Source organism: Tsukamurella sp. DT100, assembly GCF_049844855.1.
Lineage (GTDB): Bacteria > Actinomycetota > Actinomycetes > Mycobacteriales > Mycobacteriaceae > Tsukamurella.
Genome location: NZ_JBNCLV010000001.1, coordinates 688,915 through 707,795, shown reverse-complemented (window position 1 = coordinate 707,795; position 18,881 = coordinate 688,915). Strand labels below are relative to the sequence as shown.

The following is an 18,881-nucleotide window of genomic DNA, read 5'->3' as shown; positions in this document are numbered from 1 at the left end:
CTGGGGGCATGAGTGCCGAGCTTGCCGATATCGACCTTCCCGAGTACGCGGACGTCGTCGCCCGCTACGAGCCCGTCATGGGCATGGAGGTCCACGTCGAGCTCGGCACGGCCACCAAGATGTTCTGCGGCTGCCGCACCGAGTTCGGCGCGGAGCCGAACACCCAGGTGTGCCCCACGTGCCTCGGCATGCCGGGCGCGCTGCCCGTGGTCAACAGCGAGGCGGTGCGCTCGGCCATCCGCATCGGCCTGGCCCTGAACTGCTCGATCCGGCCGAGCTCGGTGTTCGCGCGGAAGAACTACTTCTACCCGGACCAGCCGAAGAACTACCAGATCAGCCAGTACGAGGACCCGATCGCGTACGACGGCCACCTCGACGTCCCGCTGGAGGACGGCACCGTCTGGCGCGTGGAGATCGAGCGCGCGCACATGGAGGAGGACACCGGCAAGTCGACGCACATCGGGTCCGCGACCGGCCGGATCCACGGCGCCTCGCACTCGCTGCTCGACTTCAACCGCGCGGGTGTGCCGCTGGTGGAGATCGTCTCGCGCCCCATCGAGGGGGCGGGGGAGCGCGCGCCCGAGATCGCGCGGGCCTACGTGAGCGCGCTGCGCGACCTGCTCGCCTCGCTCGACGTCTCCGACGTCCGCATGGACCAGGGCTCCATGCGCTGCGATTCGAACGTCTCGCTCAAGCCCGTCGGTGCCACGGAGTTCGGCACCCGCACCGAGACCAAGAACGTCAACTCGCTGCGCTCGGTCGAGGTGGCCGTGCGCTACGAGATGCGGCGCCAGGCCGCGGTGCTCGACGCCGGCGGCGAGGTCGTCCTCGAGACGCGGCACTTCCAGGAGGGCGACGGCACCACCACCGCCGGCCGGCCCAAGGAGACCGCTGACGACTACCGGTACTTCCCGGATCCGGACCTCGGCCCCGTCGCGCCGCCGGCGGAGCTCGTCGAGGAACTGCGGGCGACGATCCCCGAGCTGCCGTGGCTGCGCCGCGCCCGGATCCAGTCCGATTGGGGCCTGTCCGACGAGGTCATGCGCGACCTGGTCAACCTCGGCGCCATCGACAAGATCATCGCCACCGTCGATGCCGGGGCCACCCCCGACGCGGCGCGGTCGTGGTGGGGCAGCTTCCTGCCGCAGCAGGCCAACACCCGCGACGTCGAGCTGGAGGCGCTGGCGATCTCGCCCGCGCAGGTCGCCCGCGTGATCGCGCTCGTCGACGAGGGCAAGCTCACCAGCAAGCTGGCGCAGCAGGTCATCGTCGGCGTGCTGGACGGGGAGGGCGAGCCCGACGAGGTCGTCGCCGCCCGCGGGCTCGAGGTGGTCCGCGACGACGGCGCGCTGCAGAAGGCCGTCGACGAGGCGCTCGCCGCCAACCCCGACATCGTCGACAAGATCAAGGCCGGCAAGGTCCAGGCCGCCGGCAAGATCGTCGGCGATGTCATGAAGGCGACCCGCGGCCAGGCCGACGCCGCCCGCGTCCGGGAGCTAGTCCTCGCCGCCTGCGAGTGACGTCGAACCGGTTCGCCGTATCGCGCCGGCGTCGCTGATCACGACGCCCCGGTCGATCGCGCGCTTCGCCGTGTACATCGCCCCGTCCGCCCGGGCGAGCAGCACGTCGACCGCGGTGCGGTCGTGGGCCGTCACCGTCGCGGTGGCGACGCCGATGCTCGCGGTCACGACGGCGCCCCCGGTGACGGGTATCGCCTCGATCGCGCGCCGGAAGCGGTCCGCCGTCGCGCGGTGCTCGGGGGCCGTCCCGCCCACTACCGCGACGGCGAACTCGTCGCCGCCGATCCGGGCGACGACCGCACCGTCGGACACCGTGCGCAGGACGTCGGCGACGCGGACGAGGACGGCATCGCCGGTGTCGTGACCGAGCTCGTCGTTGACCACCTTGAACTCGTCCACATCGATCAGCATGACGGCGATCGGGACGGGGCCGCGTCCCGTCGCGTGGTCGACGACGCGCCGCCGGCTCGCGCGGCCGAAACCCCGCCGGTTCAGTGCACCCGTCAGAGGGTCGGTGTCCGAATCGGCGGCGTCCTGGGACAGGAAAGCGATGCCGATCTGCACGCAGGCGGGCACCCAGACGGTGACGACCGCGAGCATCACCGCCTTGACCACGGCCATCACCCAGCCGTACTCGGCGACGATCGGCGGCACGAACAGAGCTATCGCCGCGGCGGACACGATCGAGTGGGCGACGAAGTGCCCGGGCGAGAGCATGAACGCTGTGAACACGGCGACCAGGACGATGGCGCTGAGCCCGGCCGCGCCCGCCATGGTCTCGGCATCGGTCCAGGAGACGGCGGCGATCGAGATCGTGGAACTGAGCACGAAGGCGAGTGCGGCATTCTCGCTCGGCGCTGCGCCGAGCTGCCAGCGGACGGCCCAGTACAGGCCCAGGACCGCGCCGGTCACGAGGATGGCCGCCGGTGCCGCGGGAAAGGCAGCGAACTCCCGGGTCTGGTCGTTGAGGAGGAGGGCTGCGGAGATCGATCCGAGCAGCGCGGCGCACACACTGACGACCACGCGGAAGCCGCGGAGCAGGCTTCGACTGGCGAAGTAGTCGATCCGGTCGTCGTAGTCGGGCCCGGAGCGCCACCACGTCGCGCGGACGTACGCGATCCACCGGGCCAGATCCCGCACGGCGACAGCCGTGCGCACCCCGCGGGGCGGCGATGTCTTCACCCAGTGCTCCTGCCGACCGAACGACCGATACCGAAGGGGTGATCGCGGAACAGGGGTTTTCGTTACCGGACGTTCGCGGCGCTCACGGAACTCAGTCGTCGGTGGCGTTCGGCTCGCCGTTCGGCGATCGCCGTCAGTCCGGTCCTTCGCTGGTCGAAGCGGGATCTGGGGGCGTTAGCAGCACTACTCGATCGTCGGTGGGGGAGGGCGCGCCCACCGACTTATTGATGGTGCCGGCGAGAACGGTCGTGGGGTCGGAGCCTCCCCCGATCCGGCCGAACGATCCGAAGGTCCGCCCCTGTTCGACGCTCATGCGGACGGGATCCTGCTCGGCGGTCGCAGATCCGGGCTTGATCTTGACCCAGTACACGTTGTCCGCGCCGCGCTGCGACACTCCGACCCAGTCGCCGGCGACTCCGCAGCCCAGAGCCCCCGGGCGGTCCGCCCACGTCCAGACGGTTTCAGCCGGACGCGCCGGGTATACCACCCGCAGGGTGTCGCCGGACCGACCGTTGTCATCCGCGACGTACAGCGGAGCATCGGAATCGCCCCACTGTTGGCAGAGTGAGGAGCGGACGCCGCCATTGTTGGCGAGGACCCGCGCTGTAGCGGGTTGGCTCGCCCCGTGGCCTTCGAGAAGGAAGACCTTCCCGGCGAGCGAGTTCGGATCCGCGGCGGCAGCCGGGTCGCCGGCATTGCCGGACGCCACCACCAGCCCTTGACGTGTCCACAGGAGTGATCCCATGTTGCCTGTGCGCCCCTTGGGAATGCCGGTGAAAATGACCTTCGGGACATCGCCCTGGGCGACGCGGACGACGCGGTTGTCGGTGGGGGTCGAGATGAGCGCGAAGATCAGTCGGTCCTCGTCGTACGTCGGGGACAACGCGATCGATGCGAGGCCGCCGTCGCCGGAGGTGTCCACCTCCAAGCGGAGCATTTCGCGGCTCGGCTGATCCGTCGTCGTGTACGTGATGAGGCCGTTCCTCTGGGCCACGATCGAGTGTTCAGCCGTATCGGTGGGAATGACGGTGGTCGGTGTGTCGAGGCACGTGGCCGTGACGGCCCGATCCATGTCGACGCACGGTCCGGGGAACTTCGGCTTCTGGCTCGGCGTCGTCGGGCGCTTCGTGGTGACCTGGCCCGTGGGCGGGCCGGTGAAGGGCGCGGCCTCGCTGCCGGAGAAGTCGGCGCACCCCGCCAGCAGCGCCGCGGCCGTCGCGACCACGACGGCACGACGCGCGCCGGAACGCGCGCGCCCGGTCCCCACACTCATGCCGCCACCCTACCGATCGGCCCCGGGCCGCGGTTCGCTCCCGGCCCGCGGCGCGTTCGCACTCTAGGGTGGATTCCGTGAGTGACAAGGACGGAACCGAGAACGCGACCAGCGAGGGTGCGGGCGAATCCCCTTTCGACTTCCGGCCGACGGGCGAGCTGCCCCGGTTCGGTGAGAAGCACCCCACCGGAGGGTTCATCCTGGACCCCCACGACGATTCGGACACGGGCATCGGGCCGGTGCTGCCGCGCTACCGCGACGAGCCGGTGGGCGCGACGCCCGCTTCCGAGCCCGCGGAGGCCCCGGCCGCCGCGGCGAGTGCGCCCACCGCGGCGGTGACCCCGGCACCGTCGGGCGCCGACGAGCCCACCACCTCCGTGCCGGACACCAGCGATCTCGCGGCCGCGATCGCCGCCGCGAACGCGGCCACCGCGGCGATCTCCACGTCCGGGACCCCGGACGCGGCGACGGAGCGCGCCGACCTCTCGAGCGACGAGCGGGACGAGTTCGGCAAGCGCTACAACCGCCGACGGGGCCGCGAGCGCGCCGCACAGGCCCGCGCCGAGGCCGAGGGCATCCCGCTGGACACCGCGGCCACCGAGCCGATCGCGCCGCCGCCCGGCCGCCGGTTCGGCAAGCCCGTCGCCGACGTCCCCGCCGAGCTGGAGGAGGCGCGCAAGGCCGCGCGCCGCGGCACCACCGACCTCGGGCTCCTCGTCCTGCGCGTGGCGGTCGGCGTGATCCTCGCCGCGCACGGCATCCAGAAGCTCTTCGGTATCTGGGGCGGCCCCGGTATCGACGGCTTCGCCTCCTACCTGCAGAACGGCAACGACCCGTCGCTCGGCTTCGAGCGCTTCACCAAGGTCATCTCCATCGCGACCGGCGTCGTCGAGCTGGGCGGCGGCGCGATGCTGGTCCTCGGCCTGCTCACCCCGATCGCGGCCGCCGGCGCGGTGGGCGTGATGCTCTCGGCGATCCTGTTCAAGCTGACCACCGCGGGCAACGGCTTCGTCTTCTTCGCCCAGGACAAGGGCGTCGAGTTCGAGCTCCTCCTCCTGTTCGCGTCGGTGGCGATCATCCTCACCGGCCCGGGCAAGATCTCGCTGGACTTCAACCGGGGGTGGGCACGGCGCCCGCACATCGGCTCGGTCGTGTGGCTGATCGTCGCGGTCGCCGCGGCGGTCACCGTGTGGATCCTGCTCAACGGCGCGAATCCGCTGGTCAAGCAATAGCCGCTCGAACGCCGAACGCCCGGCACTCCCTGAGGGGAGGCCGGGCGTTCGACGTTGCGACGGTGCTTACGGCACGTACCGGACCGCACCCTTGTCGGCAGACGTGGCCAGGGCCGCGTACGCCCGCAGCGCCGTGGTGACGGTGCGCTGACGATCCTTGGGCTGCCAGGGGCGCTCCGAGGCGTCCATCTTCGCGCGACGACGCGCCAGTTCCTCGTCGTCGACGAGCAGCTCGAGGGCGCGCGTGTGCACGTCGATGCGGATCCGGTCGCCGTCCTCGATCAGGCCGATGGCGCCGCCGGCCGCGGCCTCGGGGGAGATGTGGCCGATGGACAGGCCCGAGGTGCCGCCGGAGAACCGGCCATCGGTGATCAGGGCGCACACCTTGCCCAGGCCGCGGCCCTTGAGGAAGGACGTGGGGTGCAGCATCTCCTGCATGCCCGGCCCGCCCTTGGGACCCTCGTAGCGGATGACGACCACGTCGCCGGCCTTGATCTGCTTGCCCAGGATCTTCGAGACCGCGTCCTCCTGGGACTCGACCACCACGGCCGGGCCCTCGAAGGTGAACAGTTCCTCGTCGATGCCCGCGGTCTTGAGGATGGCACCGTCGACGGCGATGTTCCCGCGCAGCACGCAGAGCCCGCCCTCCACGGTGTAGGCGTGCTCGATGTCGCGGATGCAGCCGCCCGCCTGGTCGGTGTCGAGGCTCTCCCACTGGTTCTTGGTGGAGAAGGGCTGCGTGGTGCGGACGCCGCCGGGCGCCGCGTGGAAGAGCTCGAGCGCCTCGTCGGTGGCCTTGCCGGAGCGGATGTCCCAGTCGTCGAGCCACTTGTCGAAGGACTGCTCGTGCACGGTGTGCACGTCGGTCTCCAGCAGGCCGCCGCGACGCAGCTCGCCCAGGATGGCGGGGATGCCGCCGGCCCGGTGCACGTCCTCCATGTGGTAGTCGCTGTTCGGCGACACCTTGGACAGGCAGGGCACCTTGCGGCTGATCGCGTCGATGGTGCTGAGGTCGAAGTCGACCTCGCCCTCCTGCGCGGCGGCCAGCGTGTGCAGCACGGTGTTGGTGGAGCCGCCCATGGCCACGTCGAGCGCCATCGCGTTGCGGAACGCGGCGGGGGTGGCGACGTTGCGGGGGAGCACAGACTCGTCGCCGTCGCGGTAGTACCGCAGCGCGGCCTCGACGACGACGGTGCCCGCCCGCTCGAAGAGCGCGCGGCGGGCGGCGTGGGTCGCCAGCGTCGAACCGTTGCCCGGCAGCGCGAGGCCCAGGGCCTCGGTGAGGCAGTTCATGGAGTTGGCGGTGAACATGCCGGAACAGGAGCCGCAGGTGGGGCACGCGGAGCGCTCGACCTCGCTCAGGCCCGCCTCGTCGATCGCGTCGTTCGCGGACGCCGAGATCGCGGTGATGAGGTCGGTCGGGGCCTTGGCGACACCGTCGACGATGACCGCCTTGCCGGCCTCCATCGGGCCGCCGGAGACGAACACCGTGGGGATGTTCAGGCGCATCGCGGCGTTGAGCATGCCGGGCGTGATCTTGTCGCAGTTGGAGATGCACACCAGCGCGTCGGCGGTGTGGGCGTTCGCCATGTACTCCACGGAGTCGGCGATGATCTCGCGGCTGGGCAGGCTGTAGAGCATGCCGCCGTGGCCCATGGCGATGCCGTCGTCGACGGCGATGGTGTGGAACTCGCGGGCGACGCCGCCCGCGGCGCGCACGGACTCGGCGACGATCTCGCCCATGTCCTTGAGGTGCACGTGGCCGGGCACGAACTGCGTGTAGGAGTTCGCGATGGCCACGATCGGCTTGCCGAAATCGCTGTCCGTGAGGCCGGTGGCGCGCCAGAGCGAACGGGCGCCTGCGGCGTTACGGCCGACGGTGGTGGTGCGTGAGCGGAGCGGTGGCATGAGCTTCTCGCCTCGGATCTTCGTATCGTGCGGGCTGGTGGGAGACATGCTCCCCGTGAACAGGAGAAGGCCTGTTCGGCGGGATTTATTCCGCCGTGACGTCGGGGATCCGGCCGCCGGAGGCGACCGCGACGCGGGGGAGCTGGCTGATGGTGACGGCGGGTAGTCGCACCTCGGAACCGTCGGTGCGGACTGCGTACACCGCACCGTTGCGTCCGATTCTAATGCCTGCCAGTTCGTCCCAGCCGATCGTGGTGGCACTGAGGACCCGCACGGAGCGCACGCCGTCGGGTCCGATGACGGTGCGCACGCGCAGGATCCACAGCGCGAGCAGGATCGGGACGATCAGCAGCAGCCACCCGAGGATCGCGGCGCCGGTGCCGGCGGCGCTGCCGTCGATGGACCGGCCCACGGTCCAGGGGCCGACGATGGGCGCGAGACACACGGCGAACAGGGCGACGCCGAGCAGCGCGATGCGGGGATGCTTGAAGACGACCCGGTCGCCGGCCTCGATCGGCACGGAGGTGTCCGAGGTGTGGTCGGTGGTCACGGTGCGGGTCGTGCCCGTCGTGCTCGGCTGCTTCGCAGGGCTCTCGCTCATAACACGCATTGTCGCACGCGGCAGCAGAATCCCATCCTGTGAGACGGCGGTGCTCACTGGTTTGACGCGAATGCACACCGGGGCCTAGTTTCACTGGTGTGAAACACAGCAACCAGCTTCTCGTAATCGGTCGGCGCGTCAACGCCTGAACCGGTTATCACCGTTTCGCACCAGCATCGACGCGCTACCCTCGCTCAGCTACCGCTGACGGGGGTTTTTTGTTGCCCGGATAGTCTTCGGACGACGTACGCACGTCGATATGTCCATTGAGTAGAGCACCGCTAGAGCACGAGAAGGTCACGTCGTGAGCGCACCTACAGCCCGGCCCCACCCGGGGCAGAAGCCCGGGGCCCGCAAGCCCGGCGCCGGCATCCCCGGCCCGCATTCCGCCGCATCGAAGCAGCACGTCGCCGACGTCGCGCACAGCGCCCTCGAGGGCGCCCGTGTCGTGGCCCCCGAGCGGGTCACCGGCGCGCAGTCGGTGGTCCGGTCGCTCGAGGAGATCGGTGTGGACACGGTCTTCGGCATTCCCGGCGGTTGCATCCTCCCGGTCTACGACCCGCTCCTCGACTCCAAGAAGGTCCGCCACGTCCTGGTGCGCCACGAGCAGGGCGCCGGCCACGCCGCCACCGGCTACGCCCAGGCCACCGGCAAGGTCGGCGTGTGCATGGCGACGTCGGGCCCCGGCGCGACCAACCTGGTCACGCCCCTGGCCGACGCGCAGATGGACTCGGTCCCGATCGTCGCGATCACCGGCCAGGTCGGCCGCCCGCTGATCGGCACCGACGCCTTCCAGGAGGCCGACATCTCGGGCATCACGATGCCCGTGACCAAGCACAACTTCCTCGTCTACGACGCGGCCGACATCCCGCGCGTCATCGCCGAGGCCTTCTACCTGGCCCAGAGCGGCCGCCCCGGTGCCGTGCTCGTCGACATCCCCAAGGACGTGCTGCAGGAGGACACCGTCTTCTCGTGGCCGCCGCAGATCGACCTGCCCGGCTACCGGCCCGTCACCAAGCCGCACGGCAAGCAGATCCGGGAGGCCGCGCGCCTCATCGCCGCGGCCAAGTCGCCCGTGCTCTACGTCGGCGGCGGCGTGCTCAAGGCCGAGGCCTCGGACGAGTTGCTCAAGCTGGCCGAGCTGACCGGCATCCCGGTCGTGACCACCCTGATGGCGCGCGGCGTCTTCCCCGACAGCCACCAGCAGCACATGGGCATGCCCGGCATGCACGGCACCGTCGGCGCCGTCGCCGCGCTGCAGCGCTCCGACCTGCTCGTGACCCTGGGCGCGCGGTTCGACGACCGCGTGACCGGCAAGCTGGACTCCTTCGCGCCCGACGCGAAGGTCATCCACGCCGACATCGACCCGGCGGAGATCGGCAAGAACCGGTTCGCGGACGTCCCGATCGTGGGCGACTGCAAGGAGGTCATCGCCGAGCTCATCGCCGCGATCTCCGAGGACCGCGCCACCATCGCCGCCCCGGACCTCACCACGTGGTGGGAGTACCTGAACGGTATCCGCGCGACCTACCCGCTGGCCTACAACACCCCGTCCGACGGTGCGCTGAGCCCGGAGTACGTGATCGAGCGCCTCGGCGTCGCCGCGGGCCCGGACGCGGTCTACTGCGCGGGCGTCGGCCAGCACCAGATGTGGGCCGCGCAGTTCGTCAAGTACGAGAAGCCGCGCACCTGGCTGAACTCGGGCGGTCTCGGCACGATGGGCTACGCGGTCCCCGCGGCCCTCGGCGCCAAGATGGGCGCGCCCGAGAAGGAGGTCTGGGCGATCGACGGTGACGGCTGCTTCCAGATGACCAATCAGGAGCTCGCCACCGCCGCGATCGAGGGCGCGCCGATCAAGGTCGCCATCATCAACAACGGCAACCTGGGCATGGTCCGCCAGTGGCAGACGCTGTTCTACGACCAGCGCTACTCCAGCACCGACCTGTCCACGCACTCGATGCGGATCCCGGACTTCGTCAAGCTCGGTGAGGCGATGGGCTGCGTGTCCTTCCGCTGCGAGCGCGCCGAGGACGTCGACGCGATCATCGCGCAGGCGCGGGAGATCAACGACCGTCCGGTGGTCATCGACTTCATCGTGGGCGCCGACGCCCAGGTGTGGCCGATGGTCGCCGCCGGCACCAGCAACGACGAGATCATGGCGGCGCGGGACATCCGTCCGCTGTTCGACGAGGACGACGCGGCCGACGAGCCGGCCGTCATCCACGCCGCGATGGAGCGTTCGGAGGAGCAGAAGTGAGCACCACGCATACGCTGAGCGTCCTGGTCGAGGACCGCCCGGGCGTGCTCGCCCGCGTCTCGTCGCTGTTCTCCCGCCGCGGCTTCAACATCGAGTCGCTCGCGGTGGGCGGCACCGAGCTCAAGGGCGTCAGCCGCATGACGATCGTGGTCACGGTCGACGAGCTGCCCCTCGAGCAGGTCACCAAGCAGCTGAACAAGCTGGTCTCCGTGCTCAAGATCGTCGAACAGGATTCGACGACCTCCGTGGCGCGCGAGCTCATGCTCATCAAGGTGCGCGCGGACGCCACCTCGCGGGGCCAGGTCACCGACACCGTCGACCTGTTCCGTGCCAAGATCGTGGACGTCTCGCCCGACTCGGTGACCATCGAGGCCACCGGCACGCCGGACAAGCTCGACGCGCTGCTCGCCGTCCTGGATCCCTTCGGGATCCGTGAGATCGCGCAGTCCGGCGTCATCGCGCTGGGACGCGGTCCGAAGTCGATCACCGCGACCCGCTAACTTCACTACTGCAGAAAACCAAGAAGGGACACCGAACCACAGTGGCAATCGAACTGTTCTACGACGAGGACGCCGACCTCTCCATCATCCAGGGCAAGAAGGTCGCCGTCATCGGCTACGGCTCGCAGGGGCACGCGCACTCGCTGAGCCTGCGCGACTCCGGCGTCGACGTGCGGATCGGCCTCAAGGAGGGCTCGAAGTCGCGCGCCAAGGCCGAGGAGCAGGGCCTGACGGTCGGCACGCCCGCCGAGGTCGCCGCGTGGGCCGACGTGATCATGCTGCTCGCGCCCGACACCGCGCAGGCCGAGATCTTCAAGGCCGACATTGAGCCGAACCTCAAGGACGGCGACGCGCTGTTCTTCGGCCACGGCCTCAACATCCACTTCAAGCTGATCGAGGCCCCGGCCAACGTCACCGTCGCGATGGTCGCCCCGAAGGGCCCCGGCCACCTGGTGCGTCGTCAGTTCGTCGACGGCAAGGGCGTCCCCGCCCTCATCGCCGTGGACCAGGATCCGACCGGCAACGGCCAGGCGCTCGCCCTGAGCTACGCCGCCGCGATCGGTGGCGCCCGCGCCGGCGTCATCAAGACCACGTTCAAGGAGGAGACCGAGACGGATCTCTTCGGTGAGCAGGCCGTGCTCTGCGGCGGCACCGAGGAGCTCGTCAAGGTGGGCTTCGAGGTGCTGGTCGAGGCGGGCTACGCCCCCGAGATGGCCTACTTCGAGTGCCTGCACGAGCTCAAGCTCATCGTGGACCTCATGTACGAGGGCGGCATCGCCCGCATGAACTACTCGGTGTCCGACACCGCGGAGTTCGGCGGCTACCTCTCGGGCCCGCGCGTCATCGACGCCGACACCAAGAAGCGCATGCAGGACATCCTCACGGACATCCAGGACGGCACCTTCGTCAAGCGCCTCGTCGCGAACGTCGAGGGCGGCAACAAGGAGCTCGAGGCCCTCCGCAAGGAGAACGCCGAGCACCCGATCGAGGTCACCGGCAAGAAGCTGCGCGACCTGATGAGCTGGGTCGATCGCCCGATCACCGAGACCGCCTAGGTCTCACCCGCGTCACGTCGAGAGCCCCGTCGGACCCCGAGTCCGACGGGGCTCTTGCATGTCCGGAGATCCCGCGCTATCGTACTGAACATGTTCAATGAACACGTTCAGTCGAGGGCGGAGGCGAAGGCCGGCACCCGGGCGCGGGTACTCGCCGCGGCGGACCGGTCCTTTCGGGAGCACGGCTTCGCGGGCACGACGGTGCGCGGGATCGCCGCCGACGCCGGCGTCAGTATCGGCACGGTGATGGCGGTCGGCGACAAGGATGCGCTGCTCATCGCGATCGTCGACGACTGGATCGCGGCTGTGCACGCGCAGCGCGAGCCCTCGGAGCAACTGTCGCCGCTGACGCCGGGCGAGGCGACGGTGCGCCTCGTCGAGGTCGTCCGGCCGTTCGTCACCTACTTCAACGCCGACGGTGACCTCTCCCGCGAGTACGCCGCCGTCCTCGCGCGGGGCGAGCACCGCTCCCGCACCTTCGGCGACCTCGGCGACGAGCTGCAGGCCGACTTCGAGCAGGTCTTCGCCGCAGCCGGGTGCGCCGATCCCGGTGCGGCGGCCCGCTCCCTCTACTTCGTCTACATCGGCCTGCTGTTCGCCACCTCGGGCGGCGCGATCACACGTGAGGCCGCGGCGGAGCGCCTCGTCGAGGCGATCGGACAGATCCTCGGAGAAGGAGTTTCGCAATGACCACCGGTTTCATCGATACGCCGCACTGGCCGTGGCTCACCGTCGCGCTCGCCGCCGTGCTGCTGGGCGACGCGCTGATGTCCGTGCGCCCGCCCGCCTTCATCCGCGACTGCCTCGACGGTGTCCGGTTCCCGCGGGACTGGTGGTGGGCCCTCGTCGTGATCAAGCTGGTCGCGGTCGCGGGGCTGCTCGCCGGCCTGCACTATCCGGGCGTGGGGATCGCCGCCAACGCCGGCGTCGTCGCCTACTTCGTGTGCGCGGCGGTCGCGCACGTCCGGGCGGGTTTCCTCGGCTCGACCTTCTGGGTGAACTGCCTCGGCATGCTCGCCTTCTCGACGGGCGTGCTGATCCTGTCCTACGTCTAGCTCGTCGCCGAAGAAACCAGCACTGCTGATTGATAGTGATAGGGTAGGCCCGAACGGCTATCACGAAGGCGATGGCTGCGGACGGAAGCGAGACGTGGATGCGACTGGCCCTCACGCACATGGGACGCACGCAGGGGAACCCGTTCCCCGGCCAGGCCGAGTACGAGCAGGCGCTGACGGACCTCTCCGAGGCGTCGGTGCGCCGGAACTTCGACCCGTACATCGACATCGAGTGGGACGACCCGGAGCTGGCGATCGTCCCCGACGATCCGCGCTGGGTGTGCGACTCCCGCTTCGATCCGATCGGCCGGCATCCCTGGTATCAGGCGCAGCCGCTGGCGAAGCAGATCGAGATCGGCATGTGGCGCCAGGCGAACGTCGCGAAGGTGGGACTGCAGTTCGAGTCCATGTTGATCCGGGGCATCATGCAGTACACGGCGGCCCTGCCGAACAACTCGCCGGAGTTCCGCTACGCCACGCACGAGGCGAAGGAGGAGTGCCAGCACACGCTGATGTTCCAGGAGTTCGTCAATCGTGTGGGCATGGACGTCCCGGGCGGGAGCTGGTTCCTGCGCCGCATCTCACCGATCGTGCCGCTCTTCGCGACCATGACGCCGCTGTACTTCTACATGATGGTGCTGGGCGGTGAGGAGCCGATCGATCACCTGCAGAAGCAGTTCCTGCGCTCGGGCTCCGAGCAGCACCCGGCCATGAGCTCGATCATGCAGATCCACGTGGCGGAGGAGGCCCGGCACATCGGCTTCGCGCACCAGCTGCTCGAGCACCGGATCCCCGCCCGCGGCGCCTTCCCGCGGCTCGTGCTCTCGCTCATGCTGCCGATCACCATGCGCGTGATGGTCACGATGATCATGATGCCGCCCAAGGAGTTCTGGGAGACCTTCGACGTGCCGCGGTCGGTGAAGAAGGACATCTTCTGGCGCTCGCCCGAGTCGCAGCAGATGAAGCGCGACGTCTTCGGCGACGTGCGGATGATGGCGGAGAAGTGCGGCCTCATGAACCCGCTGAGCAAGCTCATGTGGCGGATCTGCGGCATCGACGGCCGCATCTCCCGGTTCCGCAGCGAGCCGGCCTACGCCGCGCAGTAGGCCGGTCGCCGCGGAGCGCTACGCCGGGCGGTAGAACAGGATCTCGGGCCGCGCGATGGTCCGGCTCATGTCCAGCGTGCCGTCGGTGAGCGCCGCGCCGAGCGCGGCCGCCGAGGCCGCGGGATCGTCGGTCTCGATGCGGTACTCGGCCAGGTAGGCGACGGGCAGCTTCTCCGCCGGGGTGAGCTGCGCGTCGGCGAGGCGGTAGCGCCGCGCCGAGGTCACGCCGGGCACGCGCTCGAGGATCTGCGGCACGTGCACCTCGTCGTACCAGGCGTTGTACTCGGCCTCCACTTCGGGCGACGCGGCGGCGGACCGCACCAGCAGCAGGATCTCGGTCATGTGATCTCCGTTCCGGGGCGACGGTGCCCCGATCGTAGGGACTTCTTGGCGCTCAGCGGCCGAGCCGGTCGAGCGCTCGCGACGCGGCGTGGTGCCCGCACATGCCGTGGGCGGCGGGGCCGGGCGGCGTGGCGGCGGAGCAGATGTACATGCCGGGCACGCCGAGGTCGTAGGGCTGCAGCGTGATGCGCGGCCCGAAGACGAGCTGGAGCGGGTCCTTGGAGCCGGTGTTGATGTCGCCGCCGACGAAGTTGGCGTTGTAGCGGGACATCTCGGTGGTGGAGCAGACGGCGGTGCCGACGATCCGGTCGCGGAAGCCGGGGGCGAAGCGTTCGATCTGCGCGATGATCGCCTCGGTGGCGTCGCCGGTGTAGCCGCTCGGCACGTGGGCGTAGGACCAGACGGGGTGGACGTCGCCGACGCTGCGCGAGGGGTCGGCGAGGTACTGCTGGCCGACCAGGACGAAGGGGTGCTCGGGCATCCGTCCCGCAGCGATGGCCTTCTCCGTCGCGGCGATCTCCGCGAACTCGCCGCCGAGGTGGACGGTGCTGGAGCGGCGGGCGTCGGGGTTGGTCCAGGGCACGCCGCGCTGGACGGCGAAGTCCACCTTGAACGCGCCCGGCCCGTACCGGAAGCGCCCGAAGGCGCGACGCACCCGGGTGGGCAGCCGGTCGCCGAGGACCGCCGCCACCTGGCGCGGGTCCAGGTCGAACAGCGTCACGTCGGTGGCGGGCAGGTTCGCCGCGGTCACCCGCACGCCGGTCTCCACCCGGCCGCCCAGGTCCTCGAACTCGGCGAGCAGCGCGGCGGCGATCGCTCCCGATCCGCCCTCGGCCACCTGCCAGCCGAAGGCGTGACCGGCCGTGAGCATGCCCTTCCCGATCGCCGAGCTCATCGGCTCGTGTAGCGGCCGGAAGGCGTGCGCCGCCACCCCGCCCCACAGTCCGCGCGCCTGCGGAGTGCGGAAGGCGCGGGCCAGCGCCGCCGCGGGCAGGGGAGTGGGTGCACCGAATCCGGCCAGCGCCACCGGGTGCCGCGGCACCCGCAGCAGTGGCCCCAGCATCGCCGGTCCGATCTTGTCGAAGTTCCGCACCGGCCGGCCGAACAGGGCCCGCCAGGCGGCACCGTCGGGCCCGAGCCCCTCGGCAGTGTCCCCGACGGTGCGCCGCAGCACCCCGGCCGTCCCGTCGTCGAGCGGGTGCACGCACTCGAGTTCGGCGGAGCGCCAGCGCAAGCCGCGCCGGACGAGATCGATCGTCGCGAGGAACGGGGAGCCGACGGCCATGGGGTGGATCGCCGCGCAGTGGTCGTGGATCAGGCCGGGCACGATGGCCTCGAAGGAGCGCAGGCCGCCGCCGACGGTGTCGCCGGCCTCCAGCAGCGTGGTCTCGACGCCCGCGCGGGCGAGGGTGATCGCGGCGGCGAGCCCGTTGGGTCCGCCGCCGACGACGGTGCCGGTGGTCATGCCCGCGAGCCTAGCCCGGTGCCGAGCGGGAAGCGGTCGTGGTCCGCTGACCAGGTGATCTCGCAGGCGACGGGGCCGTCCGGCAACCAGGGCTGCGTCGTGACGCACTCCGTCACGCTCCACCTGCCGCGCGCCACCACACCCAGGGCCGCGTCGATGATCTTGAAGTCCTGACTGAACCGGGTGATGGGCTGGGACTCGGCCCAGACCACGATCAGCTCGCCGGGCTCGAAGCCCGCCTGCTCCTGCACCGCGGCGATGAGCGTCTCGTCGTGCAGGTGGCCGTCGCCGAAGTTGAAGCCGATCATGGTGTTGCACACCAGCTCGCCCTCACGCAGCGTGCGCTGCTCGACGTCGGGCACGTGGCTCAGCAGCGTCGAGAACAGGCCGCGACCGTTGCTGTGCAGGGCCCGCCAGCCGAGGCCCATGTTCATGAGCGTCTCGGCCCACTCGCGGGTGACGCCGGTGGCGACGAACTGGTCGACGGTGTTCGTCGTCTGCCGCTGTACGCGGTTCAGCTTCTCCTCGGCGCCGGGCGCGAAGGCCCACATGCCCGTCGCCCAGTTGCCGGCGTACTGCCGGAGGGAGGGCAGGAACGACACCTTGTCGGGCCGGATGTTGCCGAGCACGGGGAAGAACAGGAGCGCCGCCAGCACGACGAGGATCAGCCACGACGGGGACATGTCGAGCACCGAATAGCCGTCCTCCGCAGGAAATCCGACGAACAGGAACAGCGCCGTGTAGGCGAAGAGCAGGTTCCACTCCAGCGGCACCGCCAGCGGGAAGGTGGAGATGATGAACAGGTGGTAGCAGACCATGAACACGGCGCACACCACGGTGAGCGTCCGATTCATCGAGAACAGAAGGATGAGCGGCGCGACGATCTCCACGAACGTGCCCAGCCCCTCCGCCATGAACCTGGCGAGCCGCGACGGCAGCAGGTCGTGCGGGGCGTTGCGGTAGTGGGCGCGCCGCAGGCCCGTGAAGGGCATGCAGGGGGAGTTGGACACCATGACGGGGATGACATTGATGAAGTGCTTGCCGATCTTCGACATCCCGGCGCCCACCCAGACCACGACGATGAGCAGCTTCAGTCCGACGATCATCGTGGCGAAGGAGAGCAGCGGCAGGAGCCCGAACATGATCAGCGCGGGCATGTACTGCTCGCCGCGCGCGGCCAGGAAGATCGTCTTGTCCCGCAGGCCGATCAGGACCAGCAGGGCGACGGGGGCGATCATCAGCCAGGGCGCCACCAGCTCGTACGGCGACGAGTCGGTCACGATCACGCCGGGGAGCGCGATGCCCAGCACCAGCGAGGCGAGCAGCAGCCAGTACAGGCCGACGTCGAGCGCGGTGCGCCGCGTCCCGGTGGTGCCCGGGACCCAGGTGTAGGGGCGCAGCCGGATCGTTCCGGTGCGGGCCCAGAACCGGATTCCACCGGTCATCGGCTTGATCTTGAAGGTCAGCGGGCCCCACGCGCCGGCGACGCCGATGGCCTCGAGCAGGGTGGTCCACAGCACCAGCTTCTGGTACACGATGGGCTGGTTCCACCAGGTCGAGACCTCCCAGAAGTGCAGGCCCGAGGTGGCGGTGGCGAAGAGCACGCCGCCGAAGGCGTACAGCACCAGCAGCTTCACGACGTAGATGACGAAGGCGACCTTCTGGGTGCCGAAGCCGTGGTCCACCCAGCGCTGGGTGGCGAAGCGGAGGCGGTCCTGGAGCGGGCGGGTGATGAACTCCGCCGGATCGACCTCGGGGAGGTCGGGTTTCATGAATCCCATGAGAGAAGTCCTTCCGGGGGAATCGGATCAGGCGGTGGGGGCGGCGGCGTCGAGGCGACGCAGGGCGGGCTTGTCGATCTTGCCGACGGGGTTCTTCGGCAGCGCGTCGAGCACGGTGATCGCGACGGGCTGCTTGTACTTCGCGAGCTGCTCGCGGGCGTGCGCGGCGAGGGCGTCGATGTCGAGCCGCACGCCCGGCGCGGCCGAGACGTAGAGCACGGGCAGTTCGCCGTACTTGGCGTCCGGCCGGCCGATCACCGCGGCCTCGGCGACTCCGGTCACGCCGTACACCGCGGTCTCGATCTCCTTGGGGTAGATGTTCTCCCCGCCGCGGATGATCATGTCCTTCGCTCGGTCCACGAGACGGAGGTAGCCGTCCTCGTCGAGGATGCCCACGTCGCCGGTGTGCAGCCACCCGTCGACGATCGTCTTCGCGGTCTCCTCGGGCCGGCCGAGGTAGCCGCGCATGATGTTCGGTCCCGCGAGCAGCACCTCGCCCGGCTCGCCGACGGGGACGTCGGCACCGTCGGGCCCGGCGATCCGGACCCGCTGGCCGGGCAGCGCCACCCCCACGCTGCCCACTTTGCGCACCCCGTCGAGCGGGTTGCACGTCGCGGCGCAGGTGCACTCGGACAGGCCGTAGCCCTCGATCAGGGGGAAGCCGAAGCGGGCCTCGAAGCCCTCCAACAGTTCCCGGCTCGCGGGCGCGGCCCCGCACACGCCGAAGCGCACCTTTGACAGGTCGGGCCGCACCTCGGGCGGCAGTCCCGCCAGCATCGTGTAGATCGTGGGAACCGCGGAGAAGTACGTCGCGCCGGTCTCCTCGAGAACCTGGAAGAAGGTGCGCGGGTCGAATCGGCCCGCGATGGTCACGCGACCGCCGCCGCGGAGGGGATTGAGCGTCGAGACCACGATGGCGTTGACGTGGAACAGCGGCAGGATCAGCAGGCTGTGATCGTCGGCGTCGAAGTCGAAGGCCGCGGAGGACATCTCGCTCATCGCGACCAGGTTCGCGTGGTCGAGCATCACGCCCTTCGGGCGCCCCGTCGTGCCGGAGGTGTAGATCAGCAGCGCGAGGTCCGACGGCGCGGCCACAGGCTCCGTGGTGTCGGGCGCGTGCCCGAGCAGCGCGTCGGCGGCGATCACCGCGACCCCGGCCGGCGCGCCGGTATCGGTGACCAGGACCGCCGCGCCCGCATCCTGCACCTGGTACTCGACCTCGGGCTGCGCGAGGTACGGATTGATCGGGGTCGCGGCCGCGCCCAGGTACCAGGACGCGAACAGCGTGACCACGAGCAGCGCCGTGTTCGGCAGCTTCACCGCGACCACGTCCCCGGGGCCGACGCCGGCCGCGCGCAGGGCGGCGGCGGCGCTCCGCACGGCACCGTCGAAGGCGGCGTTGTCGAGGTCGACGGCGTCGTCGGCGACCGCGGGCGCGTGCGGGCCCGCGGCGGCACGCGCCGCGGGCAGGTGGGCGAAGGTGGTGAAGTCGTGCGTCACGGTGGCTCCTAGTCCGGTGGGTGCATCCACGGTAGGTCGCCCGTGACCGGGGTCACATCGTCCACCGGCGACGAGATGTGACCGCACATTCGTCCTCACAGGAC

17 protein-coding genes are annotated in these 18,881 nt (G+C 70.3%); 9 read left to right on the top strand and 8 right to left on the bottom strand.

The window, feature by feature from the left end:
- Positions 1-8 precede the first annotated feature (8 nt).
- Positions 9-1,520: an Asp-tRNA(Asn)/Glu-tRNA(Gln) amidotransferase subunit GatB gene (gene gatB, locus ACLQ3K_RS03450; RefSeq protein ID WP_425996985.1), complete on the top strand. Its 1,512-nt coding sequence runs from the start codon at positions 9-11 to the stop codon at positions 1,518-1,520.
- Here the strand turns inward: gatB and ACLQ3K_RS03445 are convergent.
- Both ACLQ3K_RS03445 and ACLQ3K_RS03440 read right to left on the bottom strand, forming a co-directional pair.
- Positions 1,497-2,702 carry a diguanylate cyclase gene (locus ACLQ3K_RS03445; protein WP_425996983.1) on the bottom strand — a complete coding sequence of 402 codons (1,206 nt, stop codon included), beginning with the start codon at positions 2,700-2,702 and terminating at the stop codon, positions 1,497-1,499. The two genes, gatB and ACLQ3K_RS03445, sit on opposite strands and share 24 nt — an antisense overlap.
- Positions 2,703-2,835: 133 nt before the next feature.
- On the bottom strand, positions 2,836-3,774 hold the full coding sequence (locus ACLQ3K_RS03440) for a PQQ-dependent sugar dehydrogenase (RefSeq protein ID WP_425996981.1): 939 nt from the start codon (positions 3,772-3,774) through the stop codon (positions 2,836-2,838).
- On the opposite strand from ACLQ3K_RS03440, the gene ACLQ3K_RS03435 reads away from it, so the two are divergent.
- Together ACLQ3K_RS03435 and ACLQ3K_RS03430 are read left to right on the top strand one after the other, a co-directional pair.
- Entirely contained in the window at positions 3,758-4,042 is a 285-nt protein-coding gene (locus tag ACLQ3K_RS03435; RefSeq protein ID WP_425996979.1) for a hypothetical protein, read from the top strand. The genes ACLQ3K_RS03440 and ACLQ3K_RS03435 overlap by 17 nt on opposite strands.
- A gap of 10 nt (positions 4,043-4,052) precedes the next feature.
- On the top strand, positions 4,053-5,207 hold the full coding sequence (locus tag ACLQ3K_RS03430) for a DoxX family protein (RefSeq protein WP_425996977.1): 1,155 nt from the start codon (positions 4,053-4,055) through the stop codon (positions 5,205-5,207).
- 66 nt (positions 5,208-5,273) lie between these two features.
- On the opposite strand, the gene ilvD is transcribed toward ACLQ3K_RS03430, so the two are convergent.
- A complete protein-coding gene (ilvD, locus tag ACLQ3K_RS03425; protein WP_425996975.1) occupies positions 5,274-7,115 on the bottom strand; it encodes a dihydroxy-acid dehydratase in 1,842 nt (613 codons plus the stop codon).
- Positions 7,116-7,200: 85 nt separating this feature from the next.
- Positions 7,201-7,716 carry a PH domain-containing protein gene (locus ACLQ3K_RS03420; RefSeq protein WP_425996973.1) on the bottom strand — a complete coding sequence of 172 codons (516 nt, stop codon included), beginning with the start codon at positions 7,714-7,716 and terminating at the stop codon, positions 7,201-7,203.
- 304 nt (positions 7,717-8,020) lie between these two features.
- Here ACLQ3K_RS03420 and ACLQ3K_RS03415 point away from each other — a divergent pair, with 304 nt between their 5' ends.
- The 6 genes from ACLQ3K_RS03415 (at position 8,021) to ACLQ3K_RS03390 (ending at position 13,689) form a co-directional block, all read left to right on the top strand.
- A complete protein-coding gene (locus ACLQ3K_RS03415; RefSeq protein WP_425996971.1) occupies positions 8,021-9,973 on the top strand; it encodes an acetolactate synthase large subunit in 1,953 nt (650 codons plus the stop codon).
- Positions 9,970-10,473 (top strand): acetolactate synthase small subunit, encoded by a 504-nt coding sequence (gene ilvN, locus ACLQ3K_RS03410; RefSeq protein ID WP_013127475.1) that lies wholly within the window; start codon positions 9,970-9,972, stop codon positions 10,471-10,473. Before ACLQ3K_RS03415 ends, ilvN begins: the two co-directional genes overlap by 4 nt.
- A gap of 8 nt (positions 10,474-10,481) precedes the next feature.
- Positions 10,482-11,528, top strand: a complete 1,047-nt coding sequence (gene ilvC, locus ACLQ3K_RS03405; RefSeq protein WP_224646823.1) for a ketol-acid reductoisomerase — start codon at positions 10,482-10,484, stop codon at positions 11,526-11,528.
- Positions 11,529-11,618: 90 nt separating this feature from the next.
- A complete protein-coding gene (locus ACLQ3K_RS03400) occupies positions 11,619-12,218 on the top strand; it encodes a TetR/AcrR family transcriptional regulator (RefSeq protein ID WP_425996969.1) in 600 nt (199 codons plus the stop codon).
- The gene (locus tag ACLQ3K_RS03395; RefSeq protein ID WP_425996967.1) at positions 12,215-12,583 is read left to right on the top strand and encodes a DoxX family protein; all 369 of its coding nucleotides are present in this window, start codon (positions 12,215-12,217) and stop codon (positions 12,581-12,583) included. The genes ACLQ3K_RS03400 and ACLQ3K_RS03395 overlap by 4 nt, the downstream gene beginning before the upstream one ends.
- A 98-nt stretch (positions 12,584-12,681) precedes the next feature.
- Positions 12,682-13,689, top strand: a complete 1,008-nt coding sequence (locus ACLQ3K_RS03390; protein ID WP_425997125.1) for an AurF N-oxygenase family protein — start codon at positions 12,682-12,684, stop codon at positions 13,687-13,689.
- 18 nt (positions 13,690-13,707) lie between these two features.
- Here ACLQ3K_RS03390 and ACLQ3K_RS03385 read toward each other — a convergent pair whose 3' ends face one another.
- The 4 genes from ACLQ3K_RS03385 to ACLQ3K_RS03370 are packed head-to-tail and all read right to left on the bottom strand — an operon-like array spanning position 13,708 to position 18,777.
- Complete coding sequence (locus tag ACLQ3K_RS03385) at positions 13,708-14,031, bottom strand: hypothetical protein (protein WP_425996965.1); 324 nt, start codon at positions 14,029-14,031, stop codon at positions 13,708-13,710.
- A gap of 52 nt (positions 14,032-14,083) precedes the next feature.
- Positions 14,084-15,496: a phytoene desaturase family protein gene (locus ACLQ3K_RS03380; RefSeq protein WP_425996963.1), complete on the bottom strand. Its 1,413-nt coding sequence runs from the start codon at positions 15,494-15,496 to the stop codon at positions 14,084-14,086.
- Complete coding sequence (locus ACLQ3K_RS03375) at positions 15,493-17,277, bottom strand: DUF3556 domain-containing protein (RefSeq protein ID WP_425996962.1); 1,785 nt, start codon at positions 17,275-17,277, stop codon at positions 15,493-15,495. The genes ACLQ3K_RS03380 and ACLQ3K_RS03375 overlap by 4 nt, the downstream gene beginning before the upstream one ends.
- Before the next feature lie 27 nt (positions 17,278-17,304).
- Positions 17,305-18,777, bottom strand: coding sequence for a class I adenylate-forming enzyme family protein (locus ACLQ3K_RS03370; RefSeq protein ID WP_425996960.1), 1,473 nt, complete (start codon positions 18,775-18,777; stop codon positions 17,305-17,307).
- Positions 18,778-18,881: the final 104 nt, after the last annotated feature.